Annotated in this window: 18 protein-coding genes; 7 read left to right on the top strand and 11 right to left on the bottom strand. The window is 45.2% G+C overall.

What is annotated here, in order from left to right:
• Nucleotides 1-210: 210 nt before the first annotated feature.
• A complete protein-coding gene (locus HMPREF3144_RS10115) occupies nucleotides 211-2,463 on the top strand; it encodes an FUSC family protein (RefSeq protein WP_070477750.1) in 2,253 nt (750 codons plus the stop codon).
• A 77-nt stretch (nucleotides 2,464-2,540) separates the two neighbouring features.
• On the opposite strand, the gene HMPREF3144_RS10110 is transcribed toward HMPREF3144_RS10115, so the two are convergent.
• The 3 genes from HMPREF3144_RS10110 to dctP all read right to left on the bottom strand — a co-directional run bounded on the left by HMPREF3144_RS10110 (nucleotide 2,541) and on the right by dctP (nucleotide 5,396).
• Nucleotides 2,541-3,818 (bottom strand): TRAP transporter large permease, encoded by a 1,278-nt coding sequence (locus tag HMPREF3144_RS10110; protein WP_036560764.1) that lies wholly within the window; start codon nucleotides 3,816-3,818, stop codon nucleotides 2,541-2,543.
• Entirely contained in the window at nucleotides 3,818-4,297 is a 480-nt protein-coding gene (locus HMPREF3144_RS10105) for a TRAP transporter small permease (protein WP_036560761.1), read from the bottom strand. Before HMPREF3144_RS10105 ends, HMPREF3144_RS10110 begins: the two co-directional genes overlap by 1 nt.
• Before the next feature lie 97 nt (nucleotides 4,298-4,394).
• A complete protein-coding gene (gene dctP, locus HMPREF3144_RS10100) occupies nucleotides 4,395-5,396 on the bottom strand; it encodes a TRAP transporter substrate-binding protein DctP (protein WP_036560758.1) in 1,002 nt (333 codons plus the stop codon).
• 372 nt (nucleotides 5,397-5,768) lie between these two features.
• Between dctP and HMPREF3144_RS10095 the strand changes: the two genes are divergently transcribed.
• Genes HMPREF3144_RS10095 through HMPREF3144_RS10080 form a run of 4 tightly spaced genes read left to right on the top strand, consistent with a single transcriptional unit; the run spans nucleotide 5,769 to nucleotide 8,909 of the window.
• Complete coding sequence (locus HMPREF3144_RS10095) at nucleotides 5,769-6,347, top strand: NUDIX hydrolase (protein ID WP_070477748.1); 579 nt, start codon at nucleotides 5,769-5,771, stop codon at nucleotides 6,345-6,347.
• 2 nt (nucleotides 6,348-6,349) lie between these two features.
• A complete protein-coding gene (gene aat / locus HMPREF3144_RS10090) occupies nucleotides 6,350-7,141 on the top strand; it encodes a leucyl/phenylalanyl-tRNA--protein transferase (protein WP_246823948.1) in 792 nt (263 codons plus the stop codon).
• Nucleotides 7,125-7,832 (top strand): arginyltransferase, encoded by a 708-nt coding sequence (locus HMPREF3144_RS10085; protein WP_026156835.1) that lies wholly within the window; start codon nucleotides 7,125-7,127, stop codon nucleotides 7,830-7,832. The genes aat and HMPREF3144_RS10085 overlap by 17 nt, the downstream gene beginning before the upstream one ends.
• 24 nt (nucleotides 7,833-7,856) lie before the next feature.
• Nucleotides 7,857-8,909: a quinone-dependent dihydroorotate dehydrogenase gene (locus tag HMPREF3144_RS10080; protein WP_070470980.1), complete on the top strand. Its 1,053-nt coding sequence runs from the start codon at nucleotides 7,857-7,859 to the stop codon at nucleotides 8,907-8,909.
• Nucleotides 8,910-9,026: 117 nt separating this feature from the next.
• Here HMPREF3144_RS10080 and HMPREF3144_RS10075 read toward each other — a convergent pair whose 3' ends face one another.
• The 3 genes from HMPREF3144_RS10075 to HMPREF3144_RS10065 all read right to left on the bottom strand — a co-directional run bounded on the left by HMPREF3144_RS10075 (nucleotide 9,027) and on the right by HMPREF3144_RS10065 (nucleotide 11,379).
• The gene (locus HMPREF3144_RS10075) at nucleotides 9,027-9,611 is read right to left on the bottom strand and encodes a phasin family protein (protein ID WP_018026482.1); all 585 of its coding nucleotides are present in this window, start codon (nucleotides 9,609-9,611) and stop codon (nucleotides 9,027-9,029) included.
• Between the two features lie 193 nt (nucleotides 9,612-9,804).
• The gene (locus tag HMPREF3144_RS10070) at nucleotides 9,805-10,569 is read right to left on the bottom strand and encodes an IclR family transcriptional regulator (protein WP_036560923.1); all 765 of its coding nucleotides are present in this window, start codon (nucleotides 10,567-10,569) and stop codon (nucleotides 9,805-9,807) included.
• Nucleotides 10,570-10,584: 15 nt separating this feature from the next.
• On the bottom strand, nucleotides 10,585-11,379 hold the full coding sequence (locus tag HMPREF3144_RS10065; RefSeq protein WP_070477746.1) for a competence/damage-inducible protein A: 795 nt from the start codon (nucleotides 11,377-11,379) through the stop codon (nucleotides 10,585-10,587).
• A gap of 82 nt (nucleotides 11,380-11,461) precedes the next feature.
• On the opposite strand from HMPREF3144_RS10065, the gene HMPREF3144_RS10060 reads away from it, so the two are divergent.
• Nucleotides 11,462-11,917 (top strand): thioredoxin family protein, encoded by a 456-nt coding sequence (locus HMPREF3144_RS10060; RefSeq protein WP_225792204.1) that lies wholly within the window; start codon nucleotides 11,462-11,464, stop codon nucleotides 11,915-11,917.
• 26 nt (nucleotides 11,918-11,943) lie between these two features.
• On the opposite strand, the gene HMPREF3144_RS10055 is transcribed toward HMPREF3144_RS10060, so the two are convergent.
• From HMPREF3144_RS10055 to HMPREF3144_RS10040, 4 genes are all read right to left on the bottom strand, one after another.
• Entirely contained in the window at nucleotides 11,944-13,368 is a 1,425-nt protein-coding gene (locus HMPREF3144_RS10055) for a DEAD/DEAH box helicase (RefSeq protein ID WP_018026486.1), read from the bottom strand.
• 312 nt (nucleotides 13,369-13,680) lie between these two features.
• Nucleotides 13,681-16,938: a type I restriction endonuclease subunit R gene (locus HMPREF3144_RS10050; protein ID WP_070477770.1), complete on the bottom strand. Its 3,258-nt coding sequence runs from the start codon at nucleotides 16,936-16,938 to the stop codon at nucleotides 13,681-13,683.
• Between the two features lie 338 nt (nucleotides 16,939-17,276).
• Entirely contained in the window at nucleotides 17,277-18,608 is a 1,332-nt protein-coding gene (locus tag HMPREF3144_RS10045) for a restriction endonuclease subunit S (protein ID WP_083290441.1), read from the bottom strand.
• The gene (locus HMPREF3144_RS10040) at nucleotides 18,598-20,298 is read right to left on the bottom strand and encodes a class I SAM-dependent DNA methyltransferase (protein WP_070477744.1); all 1,701 of its coding nucleotides are present in this window, start codon (nucleotides 20,296-20,298) and stop codon (nucleotides 18,598-18,600) included. The genes HMPREF3144_RS10045 and HMPREF3144_RS10040 overlap by 11 nt, the downstream gene beginning before the upstream one ends.
• Before the next feature lie 244 nt (nucleotides 20,299-20,542).
• Here HMPREF3144_RS10040 and HMPREF3144_RS10035 point away from each other — a divergent pair, with 244 nt between their 5' ends.
• Complete coding sequence (locus HMPREF3144_RS10035) at nucleotides 20,543-20,797, top strand: zinc-finger domain-containing protein (protein ID WP_070477742.1); 255 nt, start codon at nucleotides 20,543-20,545, stop codon at nucleotides 20,795-20,797.
• 163 nt (nucleotides 20,798-20,960) lie between these two features.
• Here the strand turns inward: HMPREF3144_RS10035 and HMPREF3144_RS10030 are convergent.
• Nucleotides 20,961-22,091, bottom strand: a 1,131-nt coding sequence (locus HMPREF3144_RS10030; protein WP_210394311.1) for a YadA C-terminal domain-containing protein, incomplete at its 5' end; no start/stop codon positions are given.

Here is a 22,091-nt window from a genome sequence, read left to right as displayed (position 1 = left end):
GTTGTTTTTCTGATAAAAAAACATAACTAGAAACATTAGCTCATTAGGATTAAAAAATCAATTCAATCGCCTAAATACATCATTTTTTTTAAAAAATCATGCATAAAACAACAGTATCGCAATGGCAATCTCATCAATTTTAGAAAATCGATTGCGCCCAAAAGTTTATAATAAAGCGTCTTATGAGTCCTAATGATCAGGTGAGAAGCAGTGCATATTGCAAGCGATACGCTCAATAAATTTATCCACAGCCCGGAGCTATACTTCGGACTACGTAAGGCCTTCGGCTTATTTGTGGCCGTTGTGGTCTTTGTCGGCTTATTGCAGGACTACGCCCATGGAGTTGCCTTTGCCAGCGGTGTCTTGGCCATGTCGATTGTGGATCCACCTGCTGCCTACAGTCTACGAGCACGTAGTAATGAGCTTTTATCCACCTTGCTATTATGTAGTGCAGGCACTTTTTTGGTGAACCTAGTCGGTCCCTATCCTGCGATTTCTTGGATTGTCGTCACCCTGTTGGTGTTTTTTTATACCATTCTGGCCGGCTACGGTAAATCTGGCATGTTGATTGGCTTTGCCGCCTTACTGGCGGTGCTAATCAATCATAATTTTGTCAAACCCTTTGATGAGGCAATGATACATAGTGTACTCACCTTGTTGGGTTGTACTAGCTATTGGTTTTTCAGCCTGAGTATCAGCTATGTGTTTAGAAAATACGAGCAGCGTCTCATTATTGCGACTGCGCTCTATGCCACCGCCGATTATATGCTGGCACGAGCCCGTTTATACGATATGGAGCGGGATTTAGATCAAAGCTTTCATCAACTGATTAGCCAGACCTCACGTATGATTGAGGCACAACAAGCGGCGCGCGATATGATTTTACGGCATTTGCCGAGCGCCGATGAAAGCAGTTCCTATGAACAGCGCACTCGCTTGTGGAATATCTTTAATCGGATGGTGGCGATTATGGATAATATGGTCGCTACTCATACGGATTATCAATTTCTTCGAGAAAAGCTAGGCGAGCATGATGCCTTACTGTTTATGCGGGATACTTTAGTCATTTTAAGCACCACCCTGCAGCATGCTGCCACTGATTTGATTCGTAATGAACCGCTCTCCTATCGCAGTAGTGTCAAGGCCGAGTTGCGGGCGCTGGAGTTTGAAATTGAGCAGTTTCGGGCGCAAAATCTGCCACAAGAGGACCCCGAAATTTACGGTTTAGTGATCCAGATTTATCGACGCCTTCGAAATACCCACTTTAATGTGGAGGAAATCAGTAATAATCTACGCTACGTCAAAAACTTCCAAGGTCCACCGGATCCACGCCAGTCCGGTCTGCAACGCACAGCGAGCGCTAAGGAAGCAATCACCATCAGTCCCTCCCTATTGCAATTCCGTTCGACCAATGACTATTCTCTGTCGCGTCTAGTAAATCAGCTTAAAGACGGCTTGCGTTCACCGATTGTACGCTATTCGCTGCGAGTGACGGCGGCAGTGCTGTTGGTGCAGCTAGGCACCGCTTTGGCGCTACTCGCCCCCATTGATGGAGAAACTTATCAAAATCTTAGCAATCATAGTAACTGGATTCTGGTGACGGTACTACTGATTATGCGTCCGGGCTTTACCCTGACCCAGCAGCGCACGAGCTGGCGCCTTATCGGGACCTTGATTGGCTGCGTGATCACGATCGGACTCTTTGCCATTACGCACAATGATATTGTGATTTTGACGATGATGTTCATCGCCATGATTTTAGGCAATACCTATATTAAGGATAATTTTAAACTGGGATCGGTCTTTATCACGGTCTATATTTTGATTGGTTTCCACTACCTGACCCCAGGCTTTTACTGGTTGGTCGGTGAACGGGCGTTGGATACAGCGATTGCTTCGGTGATTACTTTTCTCTTTAGCTTTTTATTGCCTTGGTGGGAAAAGGATCAACTGCCACGCTATGTGAGTAATACCATTGACGCCCTTTATCACTATCTGCACGATACCATTGCCCATGTACGTGTATTACAAGCGCTACCCAAGGATCAACGGATGGTGGAACCAACGGAGCCCACGCTACTGGCAATGCAATTATCGCGCAAGAAAATGCAAGATGCCTTTGCACTGTTTACCGATAGTTTAAACCGCATGATGAGTGAACCTGACCGTCGCCAAATGGATATTATTCGCTTAAACCGCATTTTACTGGAAGCTGATGCCTTGGCTAGTCAGATAAACTCCATGGTGCCGCTGATGAGTCAGTTTGATGATATTCCTACGGATTTGGAGAAAAACATCGACTATGTTTATAACATGCTGACCTTAAAGCCGTTTGAGGGACAGGATGAACCTCCTCCGCTTGAGTCGGGGCAAGACTATATCAGCATGCGCTTCCCGATGAAGCAGATGTACAAGGCCTCGCAGGTACTAAAGCAAGAGGCCACGGCGATGGGCTTGGGGTGATAATAGGCGTAGCAAGCACTCGTCGACGCTTATCATCACACCCGAGTGACCGTTTAGCTAGGCTTCAATCCTTCGCCCTAGGCAAGCATTTGTGGTAGCCACAACACCAACACCGGAAAGAAGATCACCAGTAACAACACCAACACAGCAACCAACACAAAGGGCCAGATCGTTTTAAATAAATCCAGAATATCTAGCTTACTCACTGCGGCTGCCACATAAACACAAGCACCCATGGGCGGCGTAATCAGGGCAATCGTAATATTAAAAGTTATCACCAAGCCCAAATGCACTGGATCCACCCCTGCCTGTATGGCAACAGGCCATAACACCGGCGTCAACAATGTCAGCGCCGATACTTCTTCCATAAACATCCCGGTCACAAAGGTGATCAAACTAATCAATAGTAAAACGGTTGTTGGACTATGGATAAAAGGCGCAATCAACTCACCAAATTGTGCCGGTGCTTGTACATAAGAAAGCAACCAACTCACGGTGGCTGAAGCCGCAATAATAAGGAAAATGGCCGAGCTTAAACGCGCCGTCTCAATAACCGCACTCAGCAATTTTGGCAGTGTTAAGGAGCGACTCAATAGTCCATAAACAGCAACATAGGCGGCTGTTAAGGCACCCGATTCCGTGGGCGTGACCTTACCAAAGACGATACCGGCAACAATAATAAATGGCGCAACCAAAGCAGGTAAGGCAAACAATAGACTGCGTAGCAACACCGACCAGCCTGCCCACTTTTCAGAAGCAGGTAAATGATGCTTATAGGCATACATGGCATTTAAAATCATATAAGCCACGCCGAGTAGTAAGCCAGGCACGACACCTGCCAAAAAAAGCGAACCCACTGAGGTATTGGTGAGTGCACTATACAGAATCATAAAAATCGAGGGCGGTATAATCGGACCGATCAGTGAGGAGCCAGCTGTCAGACCGGCAGCAAAGGCGGTGGAATAACCGTCCTTACGCATGGCCGGCACTAAAATCGAACCCAAGGCTGAAGTATCCGCAACTGCAGAGCCATTAACCCCGGCAAAAAATACACTACCTACGACATTCACATGCCCCATACCACCACGCCAATGGCCTACTAAACAGCGCGCCACGTCCATGATGCGTGTGGTCATGCCACTGGCATTGAGTAAATTACCTGCCAAGATAAAAAATGGAATGGCCATCAAAGAAAAACTGTTAATGCCATTAAAAAATTGTTGTGGCATCACTCTGGCGACCATCTCCAGATCCACAAAACAAAAGCCCACCAAGGAGGTCACTAAGAGTGACACAAATAGCGGAACGCCTAATAATGCATGCACAACAAAGACCAAAAACATGGTGATTAGCATTAGACCTCTCCTATTTGTTGTGGCATAGGCTTAGCCCCCCGCAACAACAAGCCAAGGGCAAGTAAGGCAAAACCAATCGGCATCGATAGCATCAGTAGGGTGCGACTCACACCCAAGGTTGGCGAACGGAACATGGACACTGACTGGGCGTAGCGCCAGCAAAGCCAAGCACCGACTAAGGCAATCACGACACCCAAAAACCATTGATAGCGCACCACCCAACGTGCTTTTGCAGGTGGTAGGAATCGTTCAGCCAAGGAAATCCGCATATGCTCGCCACGCAACCAGACACCCGCCATCCCTAACATGGCGGTCGCAATCATGGCATAGCGCGCTAGTTCATCGGTCCAGATCGGTGCTCCGCCAAATACGTAACGCATGGCGATGCCGTATAAGACCACACTGACATTAATTATCACCATCAAGGTGGCCACGCCGATGCTTAAGCGTGCAACGCCTTCACATAGAGATGAGCGCATACTATCTTCTCACGATTTTATTTAAATTTAAACTAGTAGATCAAAGATGGCCTCTCGAACTCATCAAAAGGCCATCATGAAAAGCAAAGCTAGGCGATTATTTTAAGTCGTTTTTAGCTGCGTCCAAAAACTCCTGCGAGATTTTTTGATCGGCTAAGAATTTCTCATAGGCTGGTGCTGATTTTTCTCGGAACGCCGCTAGCTGCTCAGCGTTTGGACGAATCACTTCCATGCCATGATTTGCAAGGGTTTCAATCCGCTCCTCAACCTTAGCCTCATTGAGCTGGCGGGCATTTTTATTCGCCTCTGCCACGGCTTCCATAAAGGCGCTACGCGTTTTCTCATCCCAGGCCTCAATCATTTTTGCATTGCCGACTAAAAACTGATCGGAATATTGAATATTGGCCAGGGTCAAGTACTTTTGAACCTCGTGCAAGCTACCTAATAGAATGTACATCGGTGGATTCATCTGCCCGTCTGCCACACCGGTTTTTAAAGCCATATATACTTCCGTCCAAGGAATAGGCGTACCGGACGCACCAAAGGCCTCATACAGCGCCACTTGGCTCGGATCCATGGCACGGAAACGTAAGCCTTTAAAATCATCCGGTGAGGCAATGGCTTTTTTGCTATTGGTAAAGGCTAAAAAACCACCCTCTTCAACGACCGCCAACATTTTTAGACCTGAACGCTGCTCCAAAGCCTCGGATACCATGGACCAATACTTGCCTTCATCAAAGAATTGACGTGCTGTAGCAAAGTCCTTAAACATAAACGGGGTGGCGCTAACATACACCTCTGGCACTAAGGGTGAGACACCAGCAAAGGAGGCAATATTAAGACTCGGCGTCGTCATGGTTTGCTCCATACGCGCCTCTTCCTCACCTAGCATGGAGTTAGGATAAAGCTTCAACTCAATGGCACCACCGGTTTTTTCCTTGACCAGTGCCTGTAAATCAGCAGCAAAGGCGTGCACCGCATTTTTCTCCGCATCGGGTGCACCGTTATAAGAAAGATTAACCACTTGGGCAGACAATGCGCTGCTAGCATAACAAGCCAAGCCGGCCGCCAAGGCGAGTAGTGAACGTTTAAACTTCATAGGAGCTTCCTCATTGCTAAAAATAATCTCTGTGTAAGGTAAAACATTGAACCGCGTCTGTCAATTAGGGCAAGTACAAAGCCGCGTGGAGCAATTCCTCCCATACTTTATTTGAAGACTATGCACATTGCCACCCTCAAAATCTTCGCCCTTATTCCCAGTGCTCGGCCCACTATTCCCAGTGCTCGACTCACTATTCCCAGTGCTCGGCACGCTCTCAACGCCTCGAGCCTCTTCCAGTTTAAAACACAGCTACCTCCATAGCCATAAGCCATTTACCGCTCACTTCCTAAAGCCTGTACTTATCTAGCCATCACCGTATAATAAGATCATTGTTATTAACAACGCCCTTTCCTATTGATCGAACGAGTCATGACACAACACAAACACGATGCTTCCTTCTTTTTCCCCAACCCGGTTTCGCAGCGCTTTTGTAACCAATGTGGTGCGGAGCTTAGTCGCATTATTCCACCGGGGGATAATGAGCTACGTGACGCGTGTTTAGCATGCGGTGCGGTGCATTATCGCAATCCCTTGATCGTGGTTGGTGCACTACCGATTTATAACAACAAAGTCCTCCTTTGCAAGCGCGCCATTGAGCCGCGCTATGGCACATGGACCTTCCCGGCGGGTTTTATGGAGCTTTCTGAAACCACTGCCCATGGGGCCAAACGTGAAACCCTCGAAGAAGCCGGCGCTCAGGTTGAGATTGGTGATTTATTTACCATCATTGATGTGCCTGGCGCCAATCAATTGCATTTGTATTATTTAGCTCAAGCCCATAACGATCAGCTAGACCCCGGTATTGAAAGCTTGGAGGCCGCCTACTTTGATATCCAGGATATTCCTTGGGATGAGCTAGCTTTTAGAAGCATTCGTACCACCTTAGAGCATTATGTACAGGCCTTGGAAAGCGGTGATTTTGGGCCTTTTAATTACGTTATCGAATAAGCATGATGGCACCACTTTATTTGATTGATGAATACAGCGATTTGCCCCCGAGCCACTTTGCCTTAAGTGATCCCGAGGGTCTAATTGCCGTTAGTCAAACAGTGAGCGCCCGGTTGGTGTGGCGCGCCTATCATCAGGGCTACTATCCTTGCAGTCCAATCGGGGAGGAGCTCACACTCTGGTGGGCGCCTACAGAACGCCTGGTGTTAAGACCTCATGAGCTACATCTGTCAAAGAATTTTAAAAAGCAGCTCAGAGCCATTCGCCGTGAGGAACAGCATGCTTACGCTGCTATTCAAGTGACGGTCAACCAATGTTTTGAAGAGGTGATACAGGCATGTGCCGCCATTCCAAGGCAACAGGATTTTGATGGTGGTTGGATTTCTGATGAAATTATCGAGGCCTACAGCGAATTACATCGTCACGGCATGGCGCATAGCTTCGAAACGTGGCAGGATGGTGAGCTGATTGGCGGTCTTTATGGGGTGAGTTTAGGGCAAATTTTTTGCGGCGAATCGATGTTTAGTAAGCTTTCCCAAGCCTCACGCATTGCCTTTAGCCATGCAGTACCTTTTTTGGCACAACAAGGTATTCGACTGATTGATTGTCAACAGGACTCTGAGTATTTACGTAGCTTCGGTGCTACCTTAATCCCACGAGCGGATTACGAATTTTATTTACAACAATTAGCCTATGCCGCCGCACCCGTGCATTGGCCAAGCGGACGCATTTCATTGGACGGACAGTATATTCGCGCCGTATCAGCGGGTGAGGACAATGATGCAGTCCTTTAATCTCCACCTCTCCTCTCCCGTTAAGTGCAGCTATTTGGCGGACCAGCAAGCTAGCTCACAAGTTATCGTGCCTGCAAATCAGGTCAATGCCTCTTATTACGGTCCTTTGCTACGCCAAGGCTTTAGACGTAGCGGTGTTTTTGTGTATCGCCCTCAATGCGCTCAATGTCGTGCTTGTCAGTCGCTAAGGATTGATGTTAATCGATTCACCTTATCCAAACGCTTTAAGCGGATTATCAATAAAAACCGTCACCTGCATTGCCGTCGATTACCGCTGCGCTGGGAAGAGGCGCATTTTCAACTGTATCAGAAGTACCAACAACATCGACATGGTGAGGTGCAAAGCGAGCTCAGCATGCGTACGGATTATAAGGAGTTTATTCTGCAAAGCTATGTGGATAGTGCCTTGCTAGAGTATCGTGATGCCAACCATCAATTAAAAATGGTTTCCCTAATTGATATGAGTGATGACGGGCTATCTGCCGTTTATACCTTTTACGATCCCGAGGATAAAACGAGTTTGGGGCATTATGGTATTTTATGCCAATTGGATTTATGTAAAGTGGCAGCCAAACCCTGGCTTTATCTAGGCTATTGGGTCGAGGGTTGTCAAAAGCTCAACTATAAAATGGACTATCAGCCCGTTGAGATTTTCCGAGACGGGACGTGGATTCCTTATAATCGTGATTAATTATTATTTTTAGGGCGTCTTGTTATGCTTTCAACAATCAACTTTTATCCCCTGATACGACCGCTATTATTTCGCATGGATGCAGAAACGGCGCATCATAAAACCCTAACGATGTTAAATAACCTCTCAAAGATTGAGGTGTTAAAAAAATGTCTAAGCGCTGATATGCCACAAACGCCTAAAAAAGTCATGGGCCTGACCTTTTTAAATCCCGTTGGCTTAGCTGCTGGCTTGGACAAGAACGGTGAGTTTATCGACGCCCTAGGCACCTTAGGTTTTGGCTTTATCGAAGTGGGCACGGTCACCCCTAAACCACAGGACGGCAACCCTAAGCCTCGCCTCTTTCGCATTCCCGAAAGAGAATGTTTGATTAATCGTATGGGCTTTAATAATCAAGGTTTAGATAGCTTTTTAGCGAATGTACAAACGCATCAATACCGTGAATACGGGGGTATTTTAGGTTTAAATATCGGCAAAAACGCAGCCACGCCCATCGAGCATGCAGTTGATGATTACCTAATCGGTCTACGCGGTGTCTACGCACATGCTGACTATATTACTATCAATATCTCCTCACCGAATACTGAGAATCTGCGCTCACTACAAGCTGAGGATGAGTTAGATCGCTTATTAAAAGCCTTAGTGGATGAGCGTGAAGTACTAGCCCAAGCCCAATCTAAGCAGGTGCCTATTTTATTAAAAATCGCGCCAGACATTAGTCAAGAACAATGCATTGCCATTTGCAATATTGTGCGTCATCACCGACTAGACGGTGTGATTGCCACCAACACCACACTTTCCCGAGAGGCGGTGCAGGGCCTGCCACATGCAGATGAAAAAGGTGGTTTATCAGGTCCGCCGGTACATGCCATGTCACTAGAAGTGATTAAAACCTTGCGTAGTCATTTAGGACCTGATGTCGCAATTATCGGGGTGGGTGGTATTAGTCATGGACGCCAAGCCGTAGAAAAGCTGCAAGCGGGTGCTGATCTTGTACAACTTTATACAGGCTTAATTTACCAAGGCCCGCAGCTGGTTAAAAACTGTGTTCATGCGATCAAAGCTGCTGGTCTTTAAGCTCCAAAGCTAATCTGCAACCGCATAAAAAATACCGTCAAATCAATCGATCTGACGGTATGTTTACTTTGATGTAGGCTGCAACTCGTCTAAGACTGCAGCTACAAAGCTAAGTCATTACTTAGCAGCTGTTTTAGTAGCTGGTTTAGCTGCAGCAGCCGCTTTAGTTGCATTTTCAGTAGCTTTTAAAGTAGCACTTGTAGCAGCAGCTAAGTTATTTTGAGCAACTTCAGCCGCTTGTTTAGCAGCCTTGTTGATAGAATCGTAGGCGTTGCTAGCAGTAGCAAAGCTTGATTTCAATAGAGCGATAGCGCTTTCAGAACCAGTAGGTGCATTTTTAGCAAACTGCTCTAAAGCTTCTTCCATTTTCTTTTGAGATTCAGCTACTTGCTCTTCAGTAAGCTTGATAAGCTCTTTGCTTACTTCGTTCATGATAGCGTAAACGTCTTGCGTATAGGCAACGGCTTTTTCAGCGTTAGGCTGAGCGATAGCAGCAACGTAGCTAGCAGCTTCTTGAGGGTCTTTTAACTCAGCAACTTGTTGAGTTTGGTCAGCAGCGTCAGCGATAGCGCTTTTAATAGCTTTTAGGTTTAAATCAACTAGTTTTTCGAAACCGCTGAATAAAGAACCCTGAACAGAGATAAACGTATCGATGGCTTCTTTTTGACGCTGTAATAATTGCTGTTGAACTTGGTTATTCATAATAAATTCCTTTTTAGTACGAGACAGTTTAAATGGGAGTACTTCATCGTTGATGCAGCATATTATGAATCCTATGTTGCATCGCAACAATTGTTATTATTCCAAAGAAGACACTCTCTGTCAAGTGTTTTGTTGCATTGCACAAACAGATTGGCAAAAAGAAATAATATATAAATCAATTAGCTAGCAGACCTTATACAAAACAACCCAGCTCGCGAGAGATGTCTTTGGCGGCACGTTTTAAGTCCTGACTCCACGCATATTGGATACGTGCAGCCGGCGCAGACAGGGATAAACCAGCCACGACCCGTCCCTGCTCATTAAGAATCGCTGCTGCCAAACAACGCACCCCCTCTTCTAGTTCCTCGTTATCAATGGCAAAGCCCTGCTGATGAATCGCCGCTAATTCATTTTTTAATCGCTGCACTTCATTGACGCTTTTGGCGGTACTCGCCGGAATACCGGTACGTTGCACATAATCCAGTAATTCCACCGCATCAAAATCCGCCAAAAAGAGCTTACCTACGGCAGTTAAATGCAAGGGGGCTCGTCCGCCAATGGGTCGCACCACATGAATGCCTGATTGACCGCTCCAACAGCGTTCGATATACACAATATCATCGCCCTGTCGAATCGATAAATTAATGGTCTCACCCGTTTTTCTATGCAATTCCTGCATTTGCGGATAGGCTAATTCCTGAATATTGAGTCGGTTTTTAACCAAATGACCTAACTCCAACAAACGCAAACCGAGTTGATAGCGACCGCCTGGCAAATGCTCGACAAACTGAGCAAGCACTAAGTCATTTAAAATTCGATGACAGGTAGAAATATTTAAGTCGCTCTGCGCCACCAAATCCTTAAGACTCAAGGGCTCAGTTGATTGAGCGAGTAACTCCATCAACCGCGCCGCACGCTCAAGTACCTGAATCGAATATTTAGACCTACCCTCTGTCATCGCTGTCCGCCGACACTAGAAACTAAAACGACCGCCGACGCGCAACACCTCACCGCGCAAAAAGTCATATGCTTCTTTAAGCGAGCTCTCGTTTTTACCCTTAACCCCTAAATCTATAAAGCCAGGGGTATCACCTTGCGCCATTTTAGGCAAACTAAAGGTCGTCACATCAGGCCAACGGCTCTCAATCTCCTCTAATGAAGGCGCAATTCGTGACTCGGGGATATGATAGACATTCACCGCCAAGATTTTGGTGGGGTTATTTTGCAATGCCAAGTACTTATTATCCAGCACCCACTCAAACATCGCCCAAGCCATTTCAGGAAAACCGGGTACAAAGGTATGATCCTTAATAAAAAAGCCTGGAATACGATTATAAAAATTAGGTACAATCTCAGCACCCTCGGGAAACACCCCCATGGCTAAACGGCGCTGGTTTTCAGGGGCGCCCATATCCTGATCAATCTTACCAATGGCGGCGCGACTCATCACATACTCCATAATCAAGGCCTCAGCCTCTGGATGAAGCACTAATGGCACACCGAGCGCCTTAGCCGCAGCCTCACGGGTTTTATCATCTGGGGTGGCACCGATACCACCGGTAGAAAAAACGATATCACCACTGGCAAAGGTTTCTCGATAAATTCGCACTAACTCATCTAAGTCATCGCCAATAAAGCGCGCCCACGATAAGTCCATACCTCGTGCACTAAGCAACTCAATCACTTTACTCAAATGCTTGTCTTGACGACGACCAGATAAAATCTCATCACCGACGATGATTAAGCCAAACTTTCTGGACTTAGGCATAGGGGCTCCCTTATGATTTAACATGTGTTAGTAAATTGCACATAATAATAGACGGCATTTGCGAATTCAGGTATAAATGCTGATGCAAAAGATTAATAGAAGTTTATCAAATCGCTTCTACACTACGGGTTTATCCATGTCTTTTTTTATAAAAGCTTTTGAACACATTGATGAAATTCAAGCGGCGCTTGCAGCCAACAATCAACGTATTGTGGTCTGTTATTGTGCCGCTTGGTGTCGCACCTGTGATGGCTACTTAGAGGCCTTTAAGGAACTGAGCCAGAAGTTTCCCGAGCAGGTGTTTTTATGGGTGGATATTGAGGATGAAGAGTCCTTACTGGACGATTTGGATGTAGAAAATTTTCCCACCATTTTGATTCAAGAAGCGGGCAGCAATCGATTTTTTGGCACCATGCTGCCTTATATTGCCCATCTGGAGCGGTTGTTACTAAATACGCAGGAGGGTCAGGTCATCAAAAGTGATGAGGGACCTAGAGCGATTAGCGAGCTACTAGCCGCAGGCGCGACCGATAAGTAGTCGCCCCAAGACTGACTTGATACGGCTTATTCTCGACTGGATTTTCTACCACCACCGAGCAAAACCGCCAACATTGGCTCTTGCCGTTCGTGTGAACGTTGTGGTTTGCCGGTGGCTGCCGGTGCATCACTTAGATCCGGCTCATACGGCTTATAGAAAAAGGCATCAATCGGTTCACGCTTCGCCTGCTGCTGATAGGAGCGACGTGGCTGCTCTTTTGCCCGCTCAATAAAGGTTTCAGGAATGGTTAATTGCGCCAGTTGCAGATCCTGCTTAACCAGCTCCTGGATATTAGCTAATAGCATTGATTCCTCGGCCTCATCATAAAAGGCAATGGCCGTCCCTTTGGCACCAGCTCGGCCCGTTCTACCGATACGATGCACATAATCCTCGGGATTAAAAGGCAAGTCATAGTTAATCACACAAGGCAAGCCGGCCACATCCAAACCACGTGCTGCCACATCCGTTGCCACCAATACCTGCACCTTAGCCGCTTTGAAATCCTCTAGCGTCTTAGTCCGTTCAAATTGCGAACGATCCCCATGAATGGGCTCGGCCGATATCCCCTCTTGCACCAAAAAGCGACTTAATCGATTCACTTCGAGCTTGGTATTAGCAAACACAATCACCTGCTCAGAATAATGTGTCATCAACAAATACAACAGGGCTGAACGCTTATCCTGCGCATTGACTTGATAGACGATTTGAGTCACGGTATCTGCGGTCTGATTGTTATTTGCCACGGTAATTTCAACGGGATGGTTGAGAATACTCCGAGCTAATTTACGAATATCGGGACTAAAGGTAGCTGAAAACAGCAGATTCTGACGTTGTTTAGGCAAATAACTCACAATTCGCTCAAGATCGGGCATAAAACCCATATCCAACATACGGTCGGCCTCATCCAGCACCAAGACACCCACTTGGCTCAAATTGACATTTTTTTGCTCTAAATGATCTAATAAACGACCGGGGGTTGCGATTAATAACTCGCAACCTTGGCGCAACTCATCCCGTTGGGGACGAATATCAACCCCACCATAAATGGCGGTGGAACGTAATGCAGAGGTACTACAATAGCGCTCGACATTTTCTGCTACCTGATCGGCCAATTCACGGGTCGGCGTTAAAATCAAGGCACGCACGGGATGACGTGCAGGCGAGGTACTGTGACTCGCAAAAGGCATGATGCGATGCAAGACCGGCAAGGTAAATGCCGCTGTCTTACCCGTACCGGTTTGCGCCGCCCCCATCACATCACGCCCAGCCAATACGGCTGGAATCGATTGTGCCTGAATTGGGGTGGGCTTTGTGTAGCCACTATGAGCAATGGCTTTTAACAGGTCGGGATGTAAGCCGAAGTCCTCAAATGATAACTGCTCGTTGTCGGCAGCGGGACTGCTATCGGAGCTGCTTGAATTATTATTGTTATTACTTAAATGACGCTGCATATGGATTTGTAATACCTACTTCTCTATAAAATCTATGTTGTAAAGCTCATTTTACTACAGGGCGTCTTAGCTACCCTGATTAATAAAGAAAAAAGCAGATTCATCGGTTAAGTTAGGCTGAGGAAGCTCCCATTATTCACACTCCAGAGACACTTATCTAAATCCATTAAAACTGATATGGCGATTAGTTTGTAGCACTATTCCCTGCATACATGAGTGGCTGTTGCTGGCCCGAGGTTTTCATTATTATTGCTTGCGTGATGCGCTTATTAATATGTAGGAACGAACACAGCTTTGGTCGGTAGCTAGATTTCACCACATCGCTAAGGGTGCGCTCTTAAACCCTCTCTCTGCACTCCACTCATCAGCTAATAGCTCCGTGTTTTTCATAATAAGCTCGATCACATTCTCTGCATTCTCAGATTTATCGATCGGATAGTGATATTGGCGTAGGATTTGACGTACAAGAAGTCTCAATTTAGCGCGTACACTTTCGCGCTTTTGCCAATCCACCGTCACATTTTTGCGAAGTTGCTCGGTGATGTCTATAGCGATTTCTTTGAGGCGCTCATCGCTCATCACCTCAACTGCCGACTGACTCTTACTTAAGGCCTGGTAGAAGGCGAGCTCATCATATTGCAGCCCAAGCTCCTCGCCCCGCTGTACCGCTTTGGTGAGCTCTTTGGCTATCTTTATGAGCTCTTCAATCGCCTCCACCGAATCAATAGTGCGGTTATTATATCGGTTCATCGTATCGCGTAATCTTGCACTAAACTCAAGCTCTTGTACCACATTGGTTTTAAGATTGGCGCGAATTTGATTACGCATTAACTTCTTGAGCATTTCTAAAGCGAGATTTTTCTCATTCTGCTTTCTGATGCTATTGAAGAATCGCTCATCTAAAATATCAATGCGAGGATTTTCAAGACCCACATACTCGTAAAGGTCAATAACTCCCGCAGATTGCACGGCATTAGCAATCACACGCTCAAAAAGGTCATCACTTAAACGTTTGCGTTCTTGCACCCCCGTACTAGTGGCTTTACGGATAAAACTACCTAATTGGGTATAAAAAGCGATTTCCTTCTCATAAGGCTTTGCCTCTTCTAAAGTGGAGCATAGAGAAAAGGCTTTACGAATGGCTAAAAGTGTGTCTAAAAAGCGATGTTTACCACTCTTATTCACTTCATTTTCGGGGATACCCAAGATATAGTTTGCAGCAGGAATCAGGAGTGTCGTTGCCCTCTCTCCCTCTAAACCGCTTAAATCAAAGCCTTCGGTAGTGGTTGTTTTAGCAAAGAAATTGCGCATAATCTCGATATATCTAAGCAACTCAGCAAAGGCGTCGTGCGCATTTATGGTGGGAGCCCCCTTACCATCGGAGTTGGTATAAGTCTTAAGCGCAGCTTCAAGCTCGGAAGCGATACCGATATAATCCACCACTAAACCACCTGCTTTTTCTTCAAAGACTCGATTCACTCTGGCAATGGCTTGCATTAAGTTATGGCCACGCATGGGCTTATCGATATACATGGTGTGACATGATGGCGCATCAAAGCCCGTGAGCCACATATCACACACGATCACCATCTTAAAAGGATCATTTGGATCTTTAAATCGATTCTCTAAGTTGGAGCGAACCTCTTTACTGTAAAGGTGTGGCTGGTAATGCTCAGGGTCGCTCGCACTTCCTGTCATGATGACTTTAATCGCCCCCTCTTGGGGATTATCGCTATGCCATTCCGGGCGAATCTTGATAATCGCATGATATAGGTCAACGCAGATGGCACGACTCATGGCAACGACCATCGCCTTGCCCTCAATCTCACTTTCTTGACTGCGCTTTTCAAAGTGCTCGATCATATCCTGTGCAAGCATCTTAAGCCGCTCTGGCGCGCCGGCTAAGCGCTCTAATCGACTCCACTTCTGTTTGACCTTCTCGCGCTCCTCTACATCTGCATCTTTTAGAATATCCTCAAGCTGATTTGAATAATCATCAAGCAGCGAATCATCCATTTTGAGCTGAGCTAATCGAGCTTCATAGTAGATGGGAACGGTTGCGCCATCCTCTACCGCATCTTGAATATCGTACACCGAGACATTCTCACCAAATACCGCACGGGTGCTGCGATCGCTCTCTTCAATAGGGGTTCCTGTAAAGCCGATAAAAGCAGCATTTGGAATGGCATCACGCATGTATTTGGCATAACCATAGGTGTAGAGTCCCTCTTCATTCATTCGTGCATTGAGGCCAGATTGCGTGCGGTGCGCCTCATCAGATATCACGATAATATTACGGCGCTCATTGAGTACGGGATGCTCTCCCCCTTTCTCATCGGGTGCGAATTTCTGTACCGTGGTAAAGATAATGCCGCCCGCCGCTCGCTCTGCTAATCGCTGGCGCAACTCTGCACGTGTGCTAGCTTGGACTGGCTCAGTATTATTAAAAAGCGCTTTTGCTCTGGTGAAGGTGGCAAAAAGTTGATCATCCAGATCATTACGATCAGTTACCACAACGATGGTCGGGTTTTGTAGCTCAGGGGTTTTAATGATTTTCCCCACATAGAAGGCCATGGAGTAGGACTTACCCGATCCTTGGGTATGCCATATAACACCAATCTTTCCATCCCCACTCTCAGGGCTAGTGGCGTAGCGTGTTGCCTCAAGCGCATTCTCAACTGCGTGATACTGATGATAGCCTGCAACGATTTTACTGATCTGATGTCGATTATCGGTAAAAAGAATAAAGTTCTGCAGGTAGTTCATGAACCGTTTTGGTTCAAAGAGCCCTTTAATTAAAGTTTCAAGCTCATACTCAAGATAGGGACGGTCTTTCTCATTCTTGATGGTACGCCATGGCATAAAGCGGTCAAAGCCTGCAGAAAGTGAACCAAAGCGAGCTTGTAAGCCATCACTTACAACTAAAACCGCATTACTGATAAAGAGCTCATGTAGCTCATGCTTATAGGTATTGAGCTGATTAAGCGCATCCAAATTTGCCTCGTACGAACTGTCTTTATGGAGTGGGCTTTTAAGCTCTAATACCACCATTGGCAAGCCATTCACATAGGCGACAATATCGGGACGGCGAGTTTTGCGCCCCACGATGGTGACTTGGTTCCTTACTAAAAAACAGTTATTATCCAGCGTTTGAAAATCGATAATGAAGGCGCGCTCTTGCTGCTTCTCCCCCTCCGCGTTACGGATAGTTATGGGGAAGCCTTCAATCAGCCATTGATGAAATTGGCGGTTATTCGCCAAAAGATCGGGCTGGTGCCGCTTCACCATGGCTAGAACATCTTGATACGCCTCCTCTCGCTCAGCTTGAGGGATCCATGAATTAATGCACTCAAAGGCCTCTCTTAGTTGCGTCTCTATGATCACCTCTCCATCGGAAGTCTGCTGAGCATGGCTATAAATTAGGTCTGGCCTATCCCTTAATTCATTGCTGCCTGAGGTGTAGAAACTCTGCTCTACACCTGATGGGTTCATATCAGAGCTTAAGCCCAGCTCCCAACCTACCTCCTCAAACCACGCTAAGGCGGCAATTTCTAAATGTGCTTCATCCATCATCATCTCTATTTTAAAGAGGGCTTATCTTATCTAACTGCTAACAAATTAATTAGTACTCTCAAAACGCACACAGCAATATTATTCAAGTTTATAGCAAAGGCAGGGTTCATGGCTATATTTCTTTAATTTTAAATAAGATTTGCCTCTGCTTTACCCTATCAACTTAATTGTTCAAGTCCTATAAGTTATTTTTGAGACAGATGTTACCGACGTCAATGTCGGTAACATCACGGTGTCATACAACGGGAACCTAGGGATTACAAAGCTTTTCATTTTATTAGGTCAAATTTTCCTTCGTAACTACTTCTTTATCTAGCCAAAGGGAGTAACTTATCTCATGCTACTTCAATCTCACCTGATAGAAGCTTGGGAAGTAGGGTATCGCGGATTTCGGCTAGCGTAATACTTTCTTTTTTATTATCAGAAATGAGATTGAAAAAACCTTGATATATAGCCTCCAAAGAATCTAGTAAAGCTTCTGAAGGTTTTACAATCATTAGTCTTTCAAAATCTTTAGGATAAATATGTGGTTGAGCTGCTCCAGTCTGCATACTAAAGATTTCTTTCTGCCTATATTTCAAACATACATACGCAACATAGAAAGCTTTTGTTTCATTGTGTGCAATATAAGAACTATCCGATGACCAAATATCTTGATAATAAAGATTCACATAACCCGCATTAGCCCCTGATGCACTAATAGTAATTGCGGGACCTTTTACATTACTTTCATTATGGTAGTAGGCGGGCTCTAGTCCTCCAGCAACCACTGGCACATTTCCTGGATTAACTTTTGCTTTAGTAATGCTTTTACCTTTGGTGACCTGGATCCACTCTGAAAAGCTTAAAACCTCCCACCCCTCTGGAATCAGACCTAATTCGGACTCTACTAATTGATCAGGAAAGAGGCTTGCAAGGCTTTTTAATCGCTCATACTTTTCAAGAGATTCGGTTTTGATCTTGGCAATTTCGTCATCACTTTTAGAGGCAATCACCGCCATCGCTGCACGATTAATCCCATCTGAATCCAAGCCTTCTGCTTTCGCTTTGATTTTGGCATGGACAGGGTCAAAATCCACAAACCAACTCTTAAAGATCGCCTCAGCCATTGCTTCTAGGGTGTCGTTGATCTGATTATGGATTTCGATTTTTTTTGTTAAGTCATACCTAAAATTAGCAATCTTATTTTGTATTAACAAACTAGGAACTGGGACTTCTATTTTTCTTAATTCAGATTGCTTAATACCTAATACTGTAGAACCACTGGCTCTCCGATGAAGTTTTTTTTGCCCCTCTTCTGAAGTTAACCACGCTACTAAATACAGAGGAGATAAAATCTCTTTCTTAGTGCGCAACACAAAAACCCTTTGTCCAGCTACATACTTTTGATCAGTATCTATATAAAAAACTTCTCCTAGAGGTGCTTCTGAAGTTAAAACAATATCTCCCTTCGCAACCTCTTCCTTCATCCACTTTTCATACATTTCGCGACCAGCAAAGCGTATTTTCGCTATGTTCACAAGCTTATCTGTTTTAACATGCTTCGCTGATAAAACTGGGACTCCTTGAGATTGAAAATCCTCAAAGCCCATTTTCCTTGGCGTTTTGCCACGATGGTCGATTATTAACTCTAGAGCCTCATCAAGAGTATAAAAATCAAAACTCATACCCTATCCCCTTCAACTTCTCACGAATAGCTTCTTCCAACTCGACACTTTCCGCAAACTGTGCCTTAAGCGTTTGAGTTAGGCGTGCCATTTTTTCGTCAAAAGCTTCGGCATCTTCTTCTATTTCCGAAGCTCCCACATAACGACCTGGCGTTAGGACATAATCATTTTTAGCGATTTCTTCAAGATCCGCCTCATAGCAGAATGCAGCAATATTTTCATAGCCTACTCCCTGTTGCCAACTGTGGTAAGTATCGACAATCTTGGCAATGTCCTCAGGCGTAAAATCACGCAGTACGCGACTCTTCATATAACCCACATTGCGCGCATCAATAAAGAGCACCTTACCGCTGCGATTGCGATTATTGGGCCGTTTAATCTTCTCCAAACTATCCCCGGTTTTATTACGATTTAAAACCCAGATACAAGCAGAAATCGATGTATTGGTAAAGAGTTTGCTAGGTAGCGCAATCATACACTCCACAAGATCCGCTTTGATAATCGCCTCTCGAATCTTATCTTCATCGTTCGTCATCGAGCTCATGGAGCCATTGGCTAAAAGAAGTGCCATCACACCATTAGGCGCTAGATGGTAAATCATATGCTGAATCCACGCAAAGTTAGCGTTACCCTCAGGCGGTGTACCATATTTCCAGCGGACATCCCCTTGTAGCTCAGCACTCCACCACTCCCTGAGATTAAAAGGGGGATTTGCCATGATGTAATCCGCTTTGAGATCGGGATGCTGATTATCGAGGAAGGTATCGGCATTCTTTTTGCCAATATTAAAATCAAGTCCACGAATCGCTAAGTTCATCGCAGCAAGCTTCCATGTAGTAGGGTTACTCTCTTGCCCATAGATGGCGATATTTTCTTTGCGTACTTTTTGCTTATTAGCCTGCTTGCCTGCATGACGCTCAATAAATTTAATACTAGAGACAAAAAAGCCCCCAGAACCCATGGCGGGGTCATACACACGCCCCTCAAAGGGCTCAAGCATCTCCACAATTAGGTTAACAATAGAGCTTGGGGTATAGAACTGCCCACCATTTTTACCCTCAGCGAGTGCGAACTGCCCTAAGAAGTACTCATACACATGACCTAAAATATCTTGACTCGAGAGATTGACCCACTCCCCCTTATAGATAGGATTCGCAAAATCGGTAATTGAGAAAACGGTGATCAATCCCGCTAACTTACCATCAGGAAGCTGATAACTTGAGATGCGATTTAAGACCCCTTTCAGCTTGCTATTCTCCGCCTCAATTTCATCCAAAGCATTATCAACTAGACGATTAAGTGAGGTGATCCTTTTCTCTCTACCATCCAATCCTATAATCGTTTGAGGAAACTCCAGCGCCGATTGTTGCTCTAAAAAACGCCAGCGTGCATTTTTAGGCACCCAGAAGATATTCTCAGCGGTGTAGTAATCACGCACTTCCAACTCTTCCAGAATCTCCTCCTCACTCATCCCAATCACGTAGTATTCACTATCAGGATTAGCAAAAGCCTCGTACAACGCTGTGCGGTGCTGCTCAAAGGCATCAGAGACGTATTTAATAAAAATTAAACCTAACACGATATGCTTATAGTTCGCCGCATCTAAACTCGTTTGAAGTGCGTCCGCCGCACTCCATAGACGCTTATCTAAATCCGCTAAAAACGCATGTTGAAGATTATTTTGTTGCATCTTGAGACCTTATATGAGTAAGTAGCTGTTACTAGATTGAGGTTATGATTGTTATTGCCAGTATGGTCCTGCATATTGATATGTAGGGTCAATTTTTTTATATAATCAACGGTAGAAATAGTAATTTACTAGGGGCGTCTTGTCCACCCCGACAGTTGAAGATTAAAATTATATCCAACCATTTAATTTATACTAAGGCAAGGATGCCTTATTTACCCAAGCCATCGAATTTCCGGAGAAACTAATGCCTGCACAGAATCACGCTGAAGCGATTTACGTTAATGCCAAGGATTTACCCGTTTATTGTCCTGGTCCCAAAGCACCACGTTGGAGCATGCATCCACGCGTATTCTTAGATGTCACCAAAACAGGTGAAGCGACCTGTCCTTATTGTGGTGCACATTATGTGCAACAGAGCGATGTAGCGCCTCAACATAATCCTGAAGCTGAACAAACGTCTACTGACTTAGCTGCAGCAGATTTAGAGACCTCTGCTTAAGACAATTACTATTTAACAATTACATAGAGACCATCTTGATAAAAACGGTCTTTTTCTTTTGTACCGTCAGACAGATCTTGTCCAAACCATACACTTTAAACAGTTCAAAGCCCTAAAAACATCCAGTTTCTAGGGCTTATACACTACGAAAAAAAGTAAGCGACTACCAGCGATAGCCTACACCTAAGCCACCACCAAAGCCACTATCGCTTGAGCTTGAGACATTAGCCTTGAGAACCCATTTACCATTATCCGTGGCATGACTAAAACCTAGGGCATAACCTGCTTGTCCTCGCCATAAACCGCTACCAGCAGACACCATGCTTTCGCCTGCTAATACAGCTTGAGGCATGCTTGCCACTGCGATGGCTGCCGCTGCACCTGCACGAGACTCTTTTTCGACCGAAGAAATACGACTATCTAAACGTTTTACTTCACGTCCTAAACTTTGTCCTAGTTGGACCTGGGCTTGTTTAACTTCATATAACTGAGCGCCGGTCACTGTATCTGTACTATTAGCAGATATATCACCAGCAACTAGATTGGTCATTTTTACACCACCTACATCTAGACCTTGTTTTGTCAAACTGACTGTCGTTGCAGAGCCATCATTACCTATCACACGCAAACCCTCTACTGCAGGGAGTTTAACTAACTCTACTGTAAACTTGGTACCATTTTGCGTCACTAAAATATTGCCACTTCCTTGTACATTAATACTCTTCGCGAAGTTATACACATCAGCCACTTGTCCCTCCGTGGCAGCGCGGTTGGCAGTTATCTGACTCTCATCAAATACAATATTTGATAGACCCGTTAGTTGCTGAGTTGAACCATTAATCAACAATCTTTGCTCACCATTACCTACATAAATACTATCTGCAATATTTAAGGTATCACCTAGCTTCAAATCAATACCCGTTGGAGTAGTTGTGGAAATAATGTTGCCATCGGCACCAACAATATGAATCGTGTCACCTAAGGCATAATTTGTGCTTGTACTACCATCACCAACATTAATACCCTTTTCAATAGTCTCTTTATTGGTAGCAATATCTTTTTGATTGGTTTCAATAGCATCCTTATTCTGATGAATTAATTGTTTGTTTTGCTGAATATTATCGGTATTAGTGGCAATATCTACGGTGTTGTTCGTGATATTGGCTTCGTTCGCACCAATGCGTGATTCATGATCGGTCAACTGTGCGCCATGCGCATTCAACGTATTGGTGTTGCTCGTGATATTGGCTGCATTGGAAGTGATCCTAGCCAATTTAATAGACAGTCTGTTCCT

The organism is Oligella sp. HMSC05A10 (assembly GCF_001808335.1).
GTDB classification, from domain to species: Bacteria; Pseudomonadota; Gammaproteobacteria; order Burkholderiales; family Burkholderiaceae_B; genus Oligella; species Oligella urethralis.
The sequence above is the reverse complement of the archived record's forward strand: the minus strand, read 5'-3'. Positions and strand labels throughout refer to the sequence as shown.